General features: G+C 37.5%; 12 protein-coding genes, 2 tRNA genes and 1 rRNA gene. 3 read left to right on the top strand and 12 right to left on the bottom strand.

The features are described from left to right. Positions 1-157 precede the first annotated feature (157 nt). From MZO21_RS00075 to tyrS, 4 genes are all read right to left on the bottom strand, one after another. Positions 158-233: transfer RNA gene (locus MZO21_RS00075), tRNA-Ala, on the bottom strand. Between the two features lie 68 nt (positions 234-301). Next, positions 302-378 (bottom strand) — tRNA-Ile (locus MZO21_RS00070). 60 nt (positions 379-438) lie between these two features. Beyond that, positions 439-1,975 (bottom strand): 16S ribosomal RNA (locus tag MZO21_RS00065). A gap of 1,048 nt (positions 1,976-3,023) precedes the next feature. Further along, on the bottom strand, positions 3,024-4,238 hold the full coding sequence (gene tyrS, locus MZO21_RS00060) for a tyrosine--tRNA ligase (RefSeq protein ID WP_154773013.1): 1,215 nt from the start codon (positions 4,236-4,238) through the stop codon (positions 3,024-3,026). Between the two features lie 81 nt (positions 4,239-4,319). Between tyrS and MZO21_RS00055 the strand changes: the two genes are divergently transcribed. Continuing rightward, positions 4,320-5,447, top strand: a complete 1,128-nt coding sequence (locus MZO21_RS00055; protein WP_154773012.1) for an anhydro-N-acetylmuramic acid kinase — start codon at positions 4,320-4,322, stop codon at positions 5,445-5,447. A gap of 166 nt (positions 5,448-5,613) precedes the next feature. On the opposite strand, the gene MZO21_RS00050 is transcribed toward MZO21_RS00055, so the two are convergent. Beyond that, positions 5,614-5,916: a monooxygenase gene (locus MZO21_RS00050; protein ID WP_154773011.1), complete on the bottom strand. Its 303-nt coding sequence runs from the start codon at positions 5,914-5,916 to the stop codon at positions 5,614-5,616. A gap of 10 nt (positions 5,917-5,926) precedes the next feature. After that, the gene (locus tag MZO21_RS00045) at positions 5,927-6,670 is read right to left on the bottom strand and encodes a DsbA family protein (RefSeq protein WP_248103207.1); all 744 of its coding nucleotides are present in this window, start codon (positions 6,668-6,670) and stop codon (positions 5,927-5,929) included. A gap of 107 nt (positions 6,671-6,777) precedes the next feature. Here MZO21_RS00045 and MZO21_RS00040 point away from each other — a divergent pair, with 107 nt between their 5' ends. Beyond that, on the top strand, positions 6,778-7,704 hold the full coding sequence (locus MZO21_RS00040) for a LysR family transcriptional regulator (RefSeq protein WP_248109639.1): 927 nt from the start codon (positions 6,778-6,780) through the stop codon (positions 7,702-7,704). A 76-nt stretch (positions 7,705-7,780) separates the two neighbouring features. On the opposite strand, the gene erpA is transcribed toward MZO21_RS00040, so the two are convergent. Next, on the bottom strand, positions 7,781-8,116 hold the full coding sequence (erpA, locus tag MZO21_RS00035) for an iron-sulfur cluster insertion protein ErpA (RefSeq protein WP_154773008.1): 336 nt from the start codon (positions 8,114-8,116) through the stop codon (positions 7,781-7,783). A gap of 309 nt (positions 8,117-8,425) precedes the next feature. Here erpA and MZO21_RS00030 point away from each other — a divergent pair, with 309 nt between their 5' ends. After that, positions 8,426-10,363: an ATP-binding cassette domain-containing protein gene (locus MZO21_RS00030; protein ID WP_248103202.1), complete on the top strand. Its 1,938-nt coding sequence runs from the start codon at positions 8,426-8,428 to the stop codon at positions 10,361-10,363. A gap of 67 nt (positions 10,364-10,430) precedes the next feature. Here MZO21_RS00030 and MZO21_RS00025 read toward each other — a convergent pair whose 3' ends face one another. From MZO21_RS00025 to dnaA, 5 genes are all read right to left on the bottom strand, one after another. Then, positions 10,431-10,793, bottom strand: coding sequence for a hypothetical protein (locus MZO21_RS00025; protein WP_171501295.1), 363 nt, complete (start codon positions 10,791-10,793; stop codon positions 10,431-10,433). A gap of 154 nt (positions 10,794-10,947) precedes the next feature. Further along, positions 10,948-13,416, bottom strand: a complete 2,469-nt coding sequence (gyrB, locus tag MZO21_RS00020; protein WP_154773006.1) for a DNA topoisomerase (ATP-hydrolyzing) subunit B — start codon at positions 13,414-13,416, stop codon at positions 10,948-10,950. Positions 13,417-13,459: 43 nt separating this feature from the next. After that, positions 13,460-14,542 carry a DNA replication/repair protein RecF gene (gene recF / locus MZO21_RS00015; protein ID WP_154773005.1) on the bottom strand — a complete coding sequence of 361 codons (1,083 nt, stop codon included), beginning with the start codon at positions 14,540-14,542 and terminating at the stop codon, positions 13,460-13,462. 27 nt (positions 14,543-14,569) lie between these two features. Then, positions 14,570-15,718 (bottom strand): DNA polymerase III subunit beta, encoded by a 1,149-nt coding sequence (gene dnaN, locus MZO21_RS00010; protein ID WP_171501294.1) that lies wholly within the window; start codon positions 15,716-15,718, stop codon positions 14,570-14,572. 106 nt (positions 15,719-15,824) lie between these two features. Further along, a complete protein-coding gene (gene dnaA, locus MZO21_RS00005) occupies positions 15,825-17,198 on the bottom strand; it encodes a chromosomal replication initiator protein DnaA (protein WP_154773004.1) in 1,374 nt (457 codons plus the stop codon).

The following is a 17,198-nucleotide window of genomic DNA, read 5'->3' as shown; positions in this document are numbered from 1 at the left end:
ACAAATTATTTCAACTCAAATATATTCTGTTAATGATTTTTCTAGCCTTCGTCAGGTCTAGAAACTGTGATAAATCACAGAACTTAATAAACTTAAACTCTATCGTTTAATTTACTAAATTCTATAATCTCTCAGCTTATATATCGTAAACGATATATGGTGGAGACTAGGAGAGTCGAACTCCTGACCTCCTGCGTGCAAAGCAGGCGCTCTACCAACTAAGCTAAGTCCCCAGCTTATCATATAGATTCAATGTCTCTGATTCTCTGTCTTACTCTGCAATTAATTGCTTCGTCAGTAGTGGTGGGTCTGACAAGACTTGAACTTGTGACCCCACGCTTATCAAGCGTGTGCTCTAACCAACTGAGCTACAGACCCTCAGGTACATCGTATGAAGAACAACTTGTTGTGGATTCTTACCAATCGTCAATCTTTCGTTAAGGAGGTGATCCAGCCGCAGGTTCCCCTACGGCTACCTTGTTACGACTTCACCCCAGTCGTCGGCCACACCGTGGTAAGCGTCCTCCTTGCGGTTAGACTACCTACTTCTGGTGCAACAAACTCCCATGGTGTGACGGGCGGTGTGTACAAGGCCCGGGAACGTATTCACCGCGGCATTCTGATCCGCGATTACTAGCGATTCCGACTTCACGCAGTCGAGTTGCAGACTGCGATCCGGACTACGATCGGCTTTTTGAGATTAGCATCCTCTCGCGAGGTAGCAACCCTTTGTACCGACCATTGTAGCACGTGTGTAGCCCTGGTCGTAAGGGCCATGATGACTTGACGTCGTCCCCGCCTTCCTCCAGTTTGTCACTGGCAGTATCCTTAAAGTTCCCACCCGAAGTGCTGGCAAATAAGGAAAAGGGTTGCGCTCGTTGCGGGACTTAACCCAACATCTCACGACACGAGCTGACGACAGCCATGCAGCACCTGTATGTAAGCTCCCGAAGGCACCAATCCATCTCTGGAAAGTTCTTACTATGTCAAGACCAGGTAAGGTTCTTCGCGTTGCATCGAATTAAACCACATGCTCCACCGCTTGTGCGGGCCCCCGTCAATTCATTTGAGTTTTAGTCTTGCGACCGTACTCCCCAGGCGGTCTACTTATCGCGTTAGCTGCGCCACTAAAGCCTCAAAGGCCCCAACGGCTAGTAGACATCGTTTACGGCATGGACTACCAGGGTATCTAATCCTGTTTGCTCCCCATGCTTTCGTGCCTCAGTGTCAGTATTAGGCCAGATGGCTGCCTTCGCCATCGGTATTCCTCCAGATCTCTACGCATTTCACCGCTACACCTGGAATTCTACCATCCTCTCCCATACTCTAGTCTCCCAGTATCGAATGCAATTCCTAAGTTAAGCTCAGGGATTTCACATCCGACTTAAAAGACCACCTACGCACGCTTTACGCCCAGTAAATCCGATTAACGCTCGCACCCTCTGTATTACCGCGGCTGCTGGCACAGAGTTAGCCGGTGCTTATTCTGCGAGTAACGTCCACTATCCAAGAGTATTAATCTCGGTAGCCTCCTCCTCGCTTAAAGTGCTTTACAACCAAAAGGCCTTCTTCACACACGCGGCATGGCTGGATCAGGGTTCCCCCCATTGTCCAATATTCCCCACTGCTGCCTCCCGTAGGAGTCTGGGCCGTGTCTCAGTCCCAGTGTGGCGGATCATCCTCTCAGACCCGCTACAGATCGTCGCCTTGGTAGGCCTTTACCCCACCAACTAGCTAATCTGACTTAGGCTCATCTATTAACGCAAGGTCCGAAGATCCCCTGCTTTCCCCCGTAGGGCGTATGCGGTATTAGCAGCCGTTTCCAACTGTTGTCCCCCATTAATAGGTAGATTCCTAAGCATTACTCACCCGTCCGCCGCTGAATCCTGTAGCAAGCTACTTTCATCCGCTCGACTTGCATGTGTTAAGCCTGCCGCCAGCGTTCAATCTGAGCCATGATCAAACTCTTCAGTTTAAAATCAGTAGTACCTTTAAAGGGTACCAATCTTGGCTCATCAATTTTCTGACAAATATTTCTCAAATAAACTTCGAGTAATTTCTACCTTCAAATCAATGAAAATAATTTCGATTGATCAATCAGTAAAAATCCACACAAGTTGTTCTTCATAATCTCTTAATGATCTTTCTAACACCTCGTCAGTGCTAGAAGCTGGACTTCAATAAACTTAACAACTCAGCACTTCGTGCTTCGTTCGTTTCCGTCTATCTCGTCGGTATGGGTGCATTCTAGAGGATTCCTTAAGCTTTGCAAGCCCTATTTAGCAATATTTTTCACGTATGTATTATTTTTCGGCAAAAATTAGCAATATTCGTTTTTTTAAGCTATTTATTGAACGTTTCAGGCAAAAAAATTATTTTATTTTGAATTTTATTTTCTTCTTATTTGTTATTTCCTACATTATTTTTCCGTTTACCACCCGTTCTTTTTAAATTTTTAGTCATTTTCAAAATCTTTTCCAAATATTCAGCCAAAAAATCCATTTACCTATATATAGAAAGCATTATTGATATATCTTTATGAAATTACTTTTATATAGATAAGATTTATGACGTCTGTAATTGCTTTTAATTTTTGCAATTCAGAATTTGAGATAATTACTCATCGTTAAGTAGCTTAAAGATAGAAAATAGTAGACAGATAAGTTAAATCTTAAATTTTGGACAAAAAAAAGAAAGAGATCTCTCCCAAAATCTCTCCCTATAGTTGAATCGGTTTAGGATTCATTCTGTTATTGTTGTAGTTATTGGTAAAACTTTCATCAAACAAATCAAACTAAATATTTGTAAAATATATGTTTATATTAAATATTTGCACTATATACATATATTCCTAAATATCTAGAGCTTAAACACCCCTTTAATGAAAATCAATATCTTTAGGTAAATTTAAGTGTCTTTTTTATAAGGTTTTTTTGAAGTTACTTATTTAATATTCAGATATAAAAAAAGCAGACATTTAGTCTGCTTTGTTTTCAATAACTTAAATAACACTACAGTGTGTCTTAGTCTGTGAATGTTACTTTCGCAATTGCCTTTTTACTTGCTTGAATAATTAAAGTCACATTTTCTTTTACAGAGAATGTTGTATCAACTGTTTGCCAATCGACTTTAACAGCACCACGACCTAATGCATCTTTTGCTTGTGCAGCATTTTTAGTTAAGCCTGCTTCACGTAAAATTGAAGTGATAAACATCTCACCACCAAATTCAGCGCGTGAAATTGTTACTTCTGGCGTACCTTCTGGTAATTCACCTTCTGTAATTAAGTTACCTGCACCTTTATGTGCATTGGCAGCAGCTTCTTCACCATGGAAACGCTCTACCAATTCAAGCGCAAGAATCTTCTTAACATCTTGTGGATTACGACCTTCAGCAACTTCTTTTAATAACTGCTGAATTTTTTCAACAGATTTAAAGCTCAATAAATCGAAATAGCGCTCAATTAAAGAGTCTGGCATTGAAAGTATTTTTTGGTACATTGCACCCGGTGCATCAAACACACCAATATAGTTACCTAAAGATTTAGACATTTTATTTACGCCATCTAAACCTTCAAGAATTGGCACAGTAATACAAACTTGTGCTTCTTGGTTATAACGACCTTGAAGTGTACGACCCATTAATAAGTTAAAGGTTTGATCTGTACCACCAAGTTCAACATCTGCCTCCAACGCAATTGAGTCATAACCTTGTACTAATGGATACAAGAATTCATGGATTGCGATTGGTTGATGGTTGTTATAACGCTTTGTAAAGTCATCACGTTCTAACATACGCGCAACAGTTTGTTGTGACGCAAGTTGAATTAAATCTGCAGCAGATTTTTCTGCAAACCATTCAGAGTTAAAAACAACTTTAGTTTTATTTGGATCAAGAATTTTAAAGACTTGTTCTTGATAAGTTTTTGCATTTTCTAAAACTTGTTCGCGTGATAACGGCGGACGCGTAGCACTTTTCCCTGTTGGGTCGCCAATCATCGCTGTATAGTCACCAATTAAGAACAATACTTCATGACCTAAATCTTGAAATACTTTTAACTTATTAATAAGTACAGTATGACCTAGGTGAAGGTCTGGCGCTGTAGGATCAAAACCCGCCTTTACTTTTAAAGGACGGTTCTCTTTAAGTTTCTTTAACAGATCCTCTTCAGAGATAATTTCGTGAGTGCCTCGTTGGATGAGGGCGAGTTGTTCTTCAGCTGGCAGGAAATTTGACATCACAAAACCCAAATACGTCAGTTATTCAATTTGTGCGATATACTAACATTTTTTCAGCACAATGCAGGCTTAAGAATAATCATGACAGCGATCTATATTGGGGTAATGACCGGCACAAGCATGGATGGTGTCGATATTGTTGCTGCTTCTTTTGATCCATTGCAGCTACATGCTACGCTTACATTACCATTTGACCCAGATTTACGTGATGAATTAATGGCACTTACTTTGCCAGATGACAACGAAATTGATCGTATGGGGAAAGCAGATGTAGCACTTGCAACCATGATTGGTACTGGAATTAATACTCTTATTAAAGAAAATAATTTAGATAAAACACAAATAAAAGCAATTGGCTCTCATGGGCAAACCATTCGTCACAGACCTGAACATGGTTTTACCTTGCAAATTGGCGATCCAAATATCATTACTGAAATTACTCAAATTCCTGTCATTTCAGATTTTCGACGTCGAGATATGGCAGCAGGCGGACAAGGTGCACCTTTAGTTCCTGCCTTTCATCAAGATCTTTTTCAGCATGACAGCATTCACCGCGTAATTTTAAATTTGGGCGGTATTGCCAATGTCAGCATGTTACCTGCTGGAAAACCTGAAGATGTATTTGGTTTTGATACAGGACCTGCAAATATTTTAATGGATGCATGGTGTCATCGTTATACAGGTCAGCCTTACGATGAAAATGGTAATTGGGCTTCTTATGGCAATGCAATTCGTAGCCTGTTAGACCGCTTACAAGCACATGAATATTTCTCTAAAGAACCACCAAAAAGTACAGGTCGTGAAGACTTTAATTTGGAATGGTTAGATGAACAAATTTTAGACTGGCGTAGCGACCTTGAGTATAATGAACTAGAAGATACCCCAGAAAATATTCAAGCAACGCTAATGAAGTTAACCACTCGTGCAATTAAAAAAGCGATTTATCGTTCAGATATGAAAACTGGTGAAGTTTATGTATGTGGTGGCGGTGCTTATAACTCACATTTATTAGAACAACTTCGTTGGCGTTTACGTAAACATGAATGGACGGTTCAAACCACAGCAGACTTAGGACTAAGCCCAACTTGGGTAGAGGCAACTGCTTTTGCATGGTTAGCAATGCGTTTTATGAATCAATTAAATGGTAACTTACCAAGCGTAACAGGAGCTAAAGGTTATCGTGTTCTTGGAACAATAACTGCTATATAGATCTATTAAAGCTCATATCATTAAACTGATATGAGCTTTAAATAATAGCAAACAGAAAAAAAATGATGGTGCTTAATATTTAGTCAAAAATGTCCCACGTGGAACTTTCTCTACACCAGAAGCATATTCAATTCATAACCCATAAGTTTGAACTACCCTACTTTCATTAAATAGGTGCTCTGTTTAACTGAGATAATTGCTGATTTACATGAAAAATTTTATAACGAATTTGATGTATTCCATTTTCATTTAATCTCTTTTCATGTTTTTCAATATAATTCTGAGCATCTACAGAACTGGTAAATAAATAGATTCCACCTGCTTCATTTAAACTCTGATTTTCAGTCCAAATTTTCCAAATCAATCCTTTTTCCAAAGTAATTGAATCGGCCAAAGGTTTCATTGCTTGTTCCATATCGGAGCCCCAAGGTCCCTCATATGGAAAATCTACTTGTAAAATATACGCCATTTTATTGTCCTTATTTAACCTGTTCTATTTTAGAAATTGCTGTTTCTATTGCCTGATTAATTGTTTCAATTTGCATGTAACCACTACCAATTGGTGTGACTTGATTGCCAACACGTAATGCAAAGCTTGGAAAACCTTTAATATTCCAACTTCTATTTAATAAAAACTCTTCATGAGTTTTGTCTTTCGCTACTTCAGATTCAAAAAGTTGAGAGAATTTTTCGAAATCAATATGATGTTCAATACAAATAGATTGATAAAAATCTAATGCTGCTGGATCTTCACCGCCCACATAAAATTTATGCTGAATGGCAGAAAAGAATTCTAATAATTTTTCATCATTGTCATCTATACCTTGCCACAAATCACGAGCAACAACCACAGCACGACACGATGGTTCAGTATCATAATTAAATTCTTCACGCTCTAATATTTTAAAACTAAAAGGCTGTTTTGTAGCTTGTTGAATATTCGCCCACTCTTTACGTAAAAAGCGTTTAAGTGTTTCATTCCACTCATCTCCACCACCAGGGCGTAAACCACCTACAATTGCAGAAAATTGAATCCCTTTTTCTAAGGCAGATGCACGTGCTTCTTTCACAACATCAGATGAACCCCAACACCATGAACACATTGGGTCGCCAATATAAATTAGCGCCATATCATGCAAATACTCTTTTTCTTGTTGGGGTTGTTTGGGCGTTAAATCGCCTACGCTACACGTACCAGTTTCAATATCACAGTTTAAAGCCATGAGAAAGTTCCTTCATATTTAGTTTATGTGTTGATCAATACAAATGACCGTTTGACATAACTTAACTGTTCTATAATGATGTGAATAGACAATAAAAATGAAAGGTTGTGTTCGAAAATATGAACAGCTTACCCTACTCTATAGATGACCTATATTGGTTTGTATTAATTGCAGAAGCTGGAAGTTTATCTGCTGCTTCAAAAAGATATGATATTGCGAAATCGACTTTATCAAATCGGCTTTCGCGCCTTGAAAGTATTTTGGAAATAAAACTTTTAAACCGAAATACAAATGCATCCTCACTTACAGATGCAGGAAAGTTGTTTTTAAAAGAAATTTCACCCATTTTTCAGCAAATCGAAACTATTACTAGTGATTTATCTAATTTAGAAATAGAGCCTAAAGGCAGAATTCGAATAGCGGCTTCAGGAACTTTTGGAAAATTGGTGGTTTTGCCACTTATTTCTGAGTTTCTTCGTGAATACCCACAAATAGAAATTGATATAGACCTAAATGATAAAAAGGTAGATTTAATTGCAGAAGGTTTCGATTTTGCAATTCGTATTGGGCATTTAACCGACTCAAATTTATATGCACAACATGTGGGTATGGTTAGACGTATTTTATGTACAAGCTCACAATATGCAGAACAATACGGCATTCCAAATAAACCTGAGCAACTTCAAACTCACAGATTAATTTCACATAATAGAAATTTAAATAAAATTAAACTCTTTCAAGCGCAACAAACAAAGCATATTCAAATTCACAGTCGCTTAACGGTTACGCCATCTGAACATGCACTTACAGCAGTAGAATCTAACTTAGGAATTGCTGCGGTTGCTGAAATTCAAGTTGCTACATTATTAAAACAAAAGAAGTTGATACACATTTTGCCTGAGTGGCACTTATCTCAAGAAGATGTTTTTATTGTTACGCCAAGTCGGCAATACAGAACACTCGCGTTAAGATTGTGTTTGGATTTTCTTAAAAATAGAATTCCAGAACAAATAGATTCTTTAAAAATAAATTAAATGAAATATTGAGTTTTTCTTGCAATAAAAAAGCCCTCTTTTAAGGGCTTTTAAAATTTCATATCTCTATTTTATTTTAGATAGAGAAAGAAGAACCACAACCACATGTTGTTGTTGCATTTGGGTTTTGAACCACAAAGCGAGAACCTTCTAAACCTTCTAAATAATCTACAACTGAACCTACTAAATATTGGTAGCTCAGCGAATCTACAAGCATTTTCACATCGCCATTTACGAATTCGGCATCATCTTCATTTTGGCTTTCTGCAAAGTTAAAACCGTAAGAGAAACCAGAACAACCACCACCCGTTACATAAACACGTAGCATTAAGTCTTGGTTCCCTTCACTGTCACGCAATTGGCGTACTTTATTTGCAGCGTTATCAGATAGCTCAAGTGCTTGGGCAGTCATGTGGGATTCCTCAATACAATTCAAACGTCTTTAAATAAAAGACTATGGGTTAAGTATAACATAGACAATATATGGTCAGTTATCTGCGATTCAATGTTAATTCAGACTATTTTCATCAGAATTATACTATTTAATTTTAAAGGGGTTTAATTTTCACATTATTTTTATAAAGATATATTTATATTCACCACTCATTAAAACATAAACCAATGAAATCATTAGCTTTATAAAATTATTGATTGTTCTTTTTCTTTTATCTCCTGCATCCATTAGAATAAGCCATCTTTTCGCTTATGTTCAATTTTATTCATGATTCAGTTAGACCAACTTTCTATACGTCGTAGTGGGCGTGTTTTATTTCAAAAAGCATCCATGCAACTACATCCAGGTTGGAAAATTGGCTTAACAGGCGTGAATGGTGCTGGTAAGTCGACATTATTTTCTGCACTGCTAGGCGGTATAGAGTCAGATAGTGGTTCACTTACGCGTCCTGCTGTTTGGACAGTTGCACATATGGCGCAAGAAATTAAAGCTTTAGATATGAAAGCAATTGATTTTGTTCTTTCTGGCGATGAAGAATTTTGGGAAATTCAAAACAAATTAGATCATCCTGAAAGTTTAAATGATGATGAACTTGCTCATTTATATGGTCGTTTTGATGAAATTGATGGTTATTCTGCACCATCTAAAGCATCTCAACTTATGGCTGGTTTAGGCTTTTTTGAACATCAATCTCAACTTGATGTTTCGAGCTTTTCTGGTGGTTGGCGTATGCGTTTGAACCTTGCTCGTACGCTTATGAGCCGTTCAGACTTATTATTGCTTGATGAACCAACAAACCATTTAGATTTAGACGCAATTTTATGGCTTGAAGATTGGCTAAAAGCTTATGAAGGTACGCTCGTTCTAATTTCACATGACCGTGACTTCTTAGATGCAATCACAGATCATATTTTACACATTGAAAATCAAGAGCTTATTCTTTACACGGGTAACTATTCAACATTTGAACGTACCCGTAGTGAACGTTTAGCACAACAACAACAAGCTTATGAAAAGCAGCTTGAAACACGTGCACATTTGCAAAAATATATTGACCGCTTTAAAGCTCAAGCAACCAAAGCAAAACAAGCTCAGAGTCGTATTAAACAACTTGAACGTATGCAGGAATTATCTGCTGCGCATGTAGATACACCATTTACGTTCTCGTTCCGTGAACCTACAAAAATGAGTTCGCCTTTACTTGAACTTGAAAATGCAGATATCGGTTATGGCGACAAGCTGATTGTAACCAATGTAAATTTACAAATTACACCAACAAGCCGAATTGGTTTATTGGGTATGAATGGTGCAGGTAAATCGACTTTAATTAAATCACTTGTAGGTGATTTAAAGCTTATGCAAGGTGAGCGTAAAGACTCTGAATTACTTAACATTGGCTACTTTGCACAGCACCAAATGGATGCTTTAGATGGTAATGCAAGTCCAATGTTACAGCTTGCGCGTATTGCAGATAAAAAAATCAGCGAAGCATCTTTACGTTCATTCTTAGGTAGCTTTGGTTTTAGTGGCGAACGCATGGATACACCAAGTGAAAGCTTCTCTGGTGGTGAACGTGCACGTTTGGCATTGGCTTTAATTGTATGGCAACGCCCTAACGTATTAATTCTAGACGAACCAACAAACCATTTAGATTTAGATATGCGTCATGCATTAACAATGGCACTTCAAGACTATGAAGGTGCTGTTGTTCTTGTTTCACATGAACGTCAATTAGTGGCAAGTGTTTGTGATGAGCTAATTTTAGTTCATGGCGGTGTAAGTCGTGAATTTGAAGGTGACTTAGTCGCATATGCAGATTGGTTACGTCAAGCACGTATCGACATGATGAAAAATGGTCAAAAGCCTGCTGTACCTGTTAAATCTCAAGTTGAAGTAAAACCAACTCTGTCAAAACTTGATAAAGAAGGTCAACGTAAAGAAGCAGCTCGTCGTCGTGAATTGGGTCGCCCTATTCGTAAAAACATTGAAAAAAATGAAGCTGTTGTTGCAAAAATTCAGCCTCGTTTAGTCGAAATTGAAAACTTGCTTGGCGATACAGCTTTATACGAAGCAGGTCGTAAAGATGATTTGTTAAAGCTTATGAATGAGCAAACAGAATTGAAAGCTAAGCTTGAAACTGCTGAAGAACTCATTTTGGAATTAATGATGGAATTAGAAGAGTTAGAAAATTCTTTTGATGATTAAGATTTATTAATTCTTCAAAAAACCGCAAAGTAAATTAACCTACTTTGCGGTTTTTTTATTTCTAAAATTAACTCTCTTCAAGTTTCTTCTTTAAAAATCTTAATTCTGTGATTTTCCATCGTCCATCAAAAATCCAATTTTCCTGAATCATCGTTTTTCCTTGCTCCAGTCCAATTAAAACCGTGCATTGATTAAGGTCATTGTTATATTCGAACTCTTCAAATTCCACATCTGGATTACGTGGCTTCCATACGCCATTTTGTACAGCATGCGCAATACGTTCATATCTCACTGAATTAGTTTCAATACGACCATCTTGCTCATAAATAACTTTAAAGTTTTCATCTTCATATTGTGCCAACACCTCATAGTTTCCTGTAAAAAAGGCATTGATCCAAGCATCACGACTTTGTTCTAATAAATAATTCACGTTATATTCCACCTGTTATTCAGGATTTCTTTTCATCCATCATCATTATGTTGCTTAAATAAGTCAATTTTATAAAAGTACATTTTTTAATTATTTTGTATTTTTAATAAGACATAAAAAAAGCATCCCGTAGGATGCTTTTTAAGAATATCAATTACGCATCAACATCTGCATTTAATGCATTTTCTTCAATGAATTTACGACGAGGTTCCACGTCATCACCCATTAAACAAGAGAACATACGGTCAGCTTCAATAGCATCTTCAATTGTCACTTGCAGCATATGACGATTTTCAGGATCCATTGTTGTTTCCCAAAGCTGTTCTGCATTCATCTCTCCAAGACCTTTGTAGCGCTGAATCATCATGCCGCGACGCGAGTCTTGAATAATATTTTGCCAAACTTGATGGAAGCTAGATACAGGAATCTTACGCTCACCTTTTTGTAAGTAAGCACCCTCTTCAAGTAATGTGAACCAACTTTTCGAGTTTTTCAATAAACGTGCATATTCACCTGAACCCAATAAACCAGCATCTAATAAATATGAATGCGGTAAATTATGAACGTAAATGGTAATACGTGGGAAATATGTCGTGAATTTAGTACCATCAGCATTTTCTTTTTCAAATGCTTCTAGCGTTAATTCTGGACGCAAACTTGGTTGAGTCGTTTCAATGTGTTGACGAAGCGTCTCAGCCCATTGTTGGACATAAGCTTCATCATTAGTTTGATCAAGCTTAAATGCTTCAATTGCCAATAAACCATCAAGTAAAGTTGCAGGATAACGTAAAGTTAAACGCTGCAAGCTCTTTTGCGATGTTTGATAATCTGCAATCACGCGTGCTAAAGCTTCACCACGAATAGCAGGTGCTTCTGCACTTACATGCAATTCAAGCTCATCAATTGCATTTGAAATTAAGTAAGTTTCAAGCGCATCATTATCTTTAAGATATTGCTCTTGCTTACCTTTTTTCAATTTATAAAGCGGTGGTTGTGCAATATAAATATAACCACGTTCCACAAGTTCAGGCATTTGACGGAAGAAGAAAGTCAATAGTAGCGTACGAATGTGCGAACCATCGACGTCGGCATCGGTCATAATAATGATTTTGTGATAACGCAATTTGTCAGGGTTATATTCTTCACGTCCAATACCACAACCTAATGCAGTAATAAGTGTACCCACCTCTTGAGATGAAATCATCTTGTCGAAACGCGCACGCTCTACGTTTAGAATTTTACCTTTAAGAGGCAAAATTGCTTGCATCTTACGGTTACGACCTTGCTTTGCAGAGCCGCCCGCAGAGTCACCTTCGACTAAGTAAAGTTCAGATAAAGCTGGATCTTTCTCTTGGCAATCTGCCAATTTACCAGGAAGACCAGCTATATCTAATGCACTTTTACGACGTGTCATTTCACGTGCTTTACGCGCAGCATCACGTGCACGTGCAGCATCAATAATTTTTCCAGCAATCGATTTAGCAGCTTGAGGATTCTCTAAAAGATATTCAGAAAATGACTTATTCATTGCTTGTTCAACAGCTGTTTTAACTTCACTCGAAACAAGTTTTTCTTTCGTTTGAGAAGAGAATTTTGGATCTGGAACTTTAACAGAAACAATTGCAGTTAAGCCTTCACGCGCATCATCACCTGAAACAACAACTTTTTCTTTCTTCAGGATATTTTCGCTATCCATGTAGTTGTTTAAACCACGTGTTAACGCAGCACGGAAACCTGCTAAGTGAGTACCACCATCTTTTTGAGGGATGTTGTTAGTAAAGCAACGAACATTTTCTTGATATGTATCATTCCATTGCAACGCAACTTCAACGCCAATGCCGTTTTCTGCTTGTGTTGTAAAATGGAAGATTTCATTTAGATGTGTTTTGCCTTGGTTAATATATTTAACAAACTCGGACAAACCACCTTCGTAGTCATACACATTTTCAAGATTGACACGTTCATCACGCAAAACAATTCGAACGCCTGCGTTTAAGAACGACAGTTCACGTAAACGACGCGCTAAAATATCAACATTAAAAATTGTTTGGCTAAAAGTTTCTGCACTTGGATAGAAACGTACAGTAGTTCCTGAAGTTTCAGTTGTACCTGTTTCACGTAGTTTATAAACTGGGTCACCATGGCAATATTCTTGTTCGTAGGTTTTACCCGCACGACGAATATTTAAAAGCAATTTTTCAGATAAAGCGTTTACAACTGAAACACCAACACCATGTAAACCGCCAGAAACTTTATAGCTATTATCGTCAAATTTACCACCAGCATGCAGAATTGTTAAAATAACCTCTGCTGCCGAAACACCTTCTTCAGGGTGAATGTCGGTAGGAATACCACGACCATTGTCAGACACAGAAACAGATTCATCTTCATGAATAGTGACTAAAATCTCATCACAGTGACCTGCTAAAGCTTCGTCGATAGAGTTATCTACAACTTCAAACACCATATGGTGTAAGCCTGTTCCATCGTCTGTATCACCAATGTACATGCCTGGACGCTTACGTACTGCGTCTAGACCACGTAATACCTTGATGCTAGAGGAATCATAAGCCTTTTCAGTGGTTTGTTCTGTTTGAGAAGCAGCTTGATCTTCTGAACTCATGGTTTCTCCCTAGTGAAAAATAGGTTTATCCAAACTTGGAAAATTATTGCACAACAACTTGAACTGTACCGTTTTCAACATTGAATAACTGATATGAGATAGACAAATCATGTAAGTGCTTTTGTACTGATTCATGGTCTAATGTGGTAATAAAAACTTGACTACCAAGTTGGCTCAATCGCTCAATTAAACGTTGTTGTGCGGTTAAATCTAATTCTGCTGTCAGATCATCTAATAATACCACAGTTTCCCTATTGCAATCATGTAGCATTGCAATCTGCGATAGCTTTAGTGCCATAACAAGTAATTTTTTTTGTCCACGTGATAATACATTATCTGCATCTCCTGTTGGAGTTTTTAAACGCAAATCTGCTTTATGTGGACCAAACTCTGTATAGCCTCGCTCGACATCTTTATAATGATAATTTGTGAGATCATTCAACAATCCTGTATCTGCACGAAAGCCTGCTACATATTCTAGTTCAATATTTAAATTAGGTAATAAAGTCTGTAAATCTTGCGCAAAATATTGCTTCCACTTTTCAACTACTCCTACCCGCTGACTATGTAATATTTCACCATATTCACTGAGCATTAAATTCCATGGCTCTAAGTCCGAAAGTGTTAAACGTCTATTTACTTTTAATAAACTATTCCGTTGTTTAAGTGCCCGAGAGTAATATTGCCACGCATGATAAAATTCAGGTTCCACGTGGAACATCATCCAATCTAATAATTGTCTTCTTGGTTTTGCACCATAGTCAATAATATCTGAACTTTGCGGATCTATATGCTGTAAAGGTAGTATTTTTGCAAGCTGACCTTGAGTTGCAACATTATCACCATTCACTTTTATAATTTGTTCGCCACTTATCAGTTTTTGCATCCCTATTTTTTCAGTTAGAGATTGTGCAAATACGATGGCATCTTGCGTATTATTTTGAATATAGTTTTTTGGAATATGCGTTCGAAATGAGCGTCCTGTTGCCAACAAATGTATAGCTTCTAAAACAGATGTTTTTCCTGAGCCATTTTGCCCATAAAAGACATTAAACGGCTGCAACTCTTGAAGTGCAACCGCTTTTAAGTTTCGAACACGTTCTATGTTTAAACGCGTGATATGCATAATTGAATCTGAATAAAATTCTGCAAATTAAACACGCATTGGCATAACAACATAAGTTTGATCTTGTTGCGTTGGATCTTGTACCAATACAGATTGATTCGCTTCAGTCATGGTAATAGAAACATCATCACCATCTAAAACGCTTAATACTTCAATTAAATATTGCGCGTTAAAAGACATTTCTAAAGATGCATCAGCGTACTGAATTGCTAAATCTTCAATTGCTTCATCTTGCTCTGGGTTATTCGCACGAAGCTGCAATGAATCTGCATTGAAGTTTAAGAACACACCACGTAATTTTTCATTACTTAAAATCGCAACACGTTGAAGTGATTGTTTAAATACATCATGTGCAATCATTACAACTTTGTCGCCACCACGTGGAATTACACGACGGTAATCAGGGAATTTACCATCAATCAATTTAGTCGTGAAACGAACAGTAATATCACCTTGTTCTTTGTCACGGTTTGCAATTGTAATCGTCACATTAAGTAATTCACGACCAATTAACAAAGATAATTGCTCATCTTCAACACTTAATAAACGCTGTAATTCACCTACTGCTTTACGTGGAACAATTGCTTGAACAGCTTGTGTCGCTGTAGATGTTGCCGCAGTTTCACACAATGCTAAACGGTGACCATCAGTCGTAACAGCACGAAGTTGTGTTTGATCGATTTCTAACAATGTACCTGTTAAATAAAAACGTACATCTTGAACTGCCATTGCAAATGCAGTTTTTTCAAATAAACGTTTTAATTCACGCTGAGTTACAGAAACTTCTGTGCCTTGTACATTTTCAGTTGCTAAAAGCGGATAGTCTTCTGCTGGTAAAGTTCCTAATACAAAACGACTATTTCCAGATTTTAAAATGCAACGTTGATCTTCAGTAATTTGAAAGTCAATTAACGCTGCTGTTGGTAATGATTTACAGATATCTACCAACTTACGTGCAGGAACTGTTGTTTCACCCACTTGTAAGCACGCACCTTCCGTTAAAGGCATGCTTGCAACAAGCTCAACTTCTAAGTCAGAACCTGTAATCGTTAATAATTCATTAGTTACTTGAATTTTCACATTAGACAGAATGTTTAAAGTATGGCGACGCTCTACCGCTCCAACAACATGTGATAGAACATTCAATAGACTTTCTTTGGCGATTTTCAAACGCACGATTCATTCCTCTAACAACTGAAGATTAATAATAAATAAATTTTTTAGTAGTCTACTATGCGGTAGAAAATACCGCATTGCAAGAACATAATTTGAACAGTTTTAATCAGCTTTGCAACAAGCGTTGCAAGTTTTTATAGTCTTCATTAAAGATCGGATCTTCTTCACGTAAGCTCTGCACTTTTTCACATGCATGCATCACTGTACTGTGATCTCGACCACCAAAAGCCATCCCAATTTCAGGGAAACTATCACCAGTTAATTCACGTGCCAAACCCATTGCCAATTGGCGCGGGCGTGCATAAATTCGTGTACGTTTTGGACCAATCATTTCTTTCAACGGAATTCTGAAATATTCACTTACGACACGCTGAATATTTTCAGTACTGATGGTACGCGCACGAATTGCTAAAACATCCTTTAAAGATTCACGAACGACTTCTAAATCAATTGGAGTCCCTTTAAAACGTGAAATAGCCACAACTTTATTTAAAGCACCTTCAAGCTCACGAACGTTCGCAACAACTTGTTGAGCAATAAATAAAGCACAGTTGCGTGGTAAATCAACATCGTTACTTTCAGCTTTTTTCAACAAAATTTCGATACGAGTTTCAATATCTGGTGGTTCAACACCTACAGATAAGCCCCATGAAAAACGCGAAACTAAACGTGGATCTAATTCTGTTAATTCTTTTGGATAACGATCTGAAGTCAAAATAATTTGCTTAGATTCATCTAACAATGCATTAAACGTATAAAAGAATTCAACAAGGCTTGCTTCTTTACCCGCCAGTAAATGAATATCATCAACCAGCAATAAATCCAAAGAACGACAATTTTTTTTAAATTCTTCTACTTTTCCTTGCTGTAATGACTTTACGAAATCTTGAACAAAACTTTCGGCAGTCATATACATCACACGTGCATTGGGCTTCGCTTGCAATAAAGCATTCCCTACAGCATGCATTAAGTGTGTTTTACCTAAACCCGTAGGTCCATATAAAAATAAAGGATTGTGTTGAGATGCGCCTGGTTGAGTTAAAACCTTACGGCATGTTTCAGCAGCCATTTGGTTTGAACGACCTTCCACAAATAAAGAAAAAGTAAATAACGGATTAAGTAAGCGTTTACGGTTATTTTTATGCCCTAATTCTTCTTTCTCTTTTTTCGGCTTAACAACTGGTGCTATTTCTAAAGCAGCAGTTGTTGTTGCAGGTTGTTCACTTGCAGATAAAATAGCACCAGGTCGTGAATCAACTAAAATTTCAACTTTACACACACGCCCTTCAGACAGTTGTTCAGCCAAAATAGAAATTAATTCCAAGTGATGTTCTTGAATATAACGCGTCCAATATGGATTAGGTGCGTACAAACGCAATGTATCGTTTAATTCTTCTGCAATTAAAGGACGAATCCACATTGTAAAGACATTACCCGATAACTCTTGTCTTAAACGAGTTAAGCAGTCTGTCCAAAGCAT

Origin of the sequence: Acinetobacter portensis (assembly GCF_023158935.1) — a bacterium.
Lineage (GTDB): Bacteria > Pseudomonadota > Gammaproteobacteria > Pseudomonadales > Moraxellaceae > Acinetobacter > Acinetobacter faecalis.
This window is presented reverse-complemented; position numbering and strand designations above follow the sequence as displayed.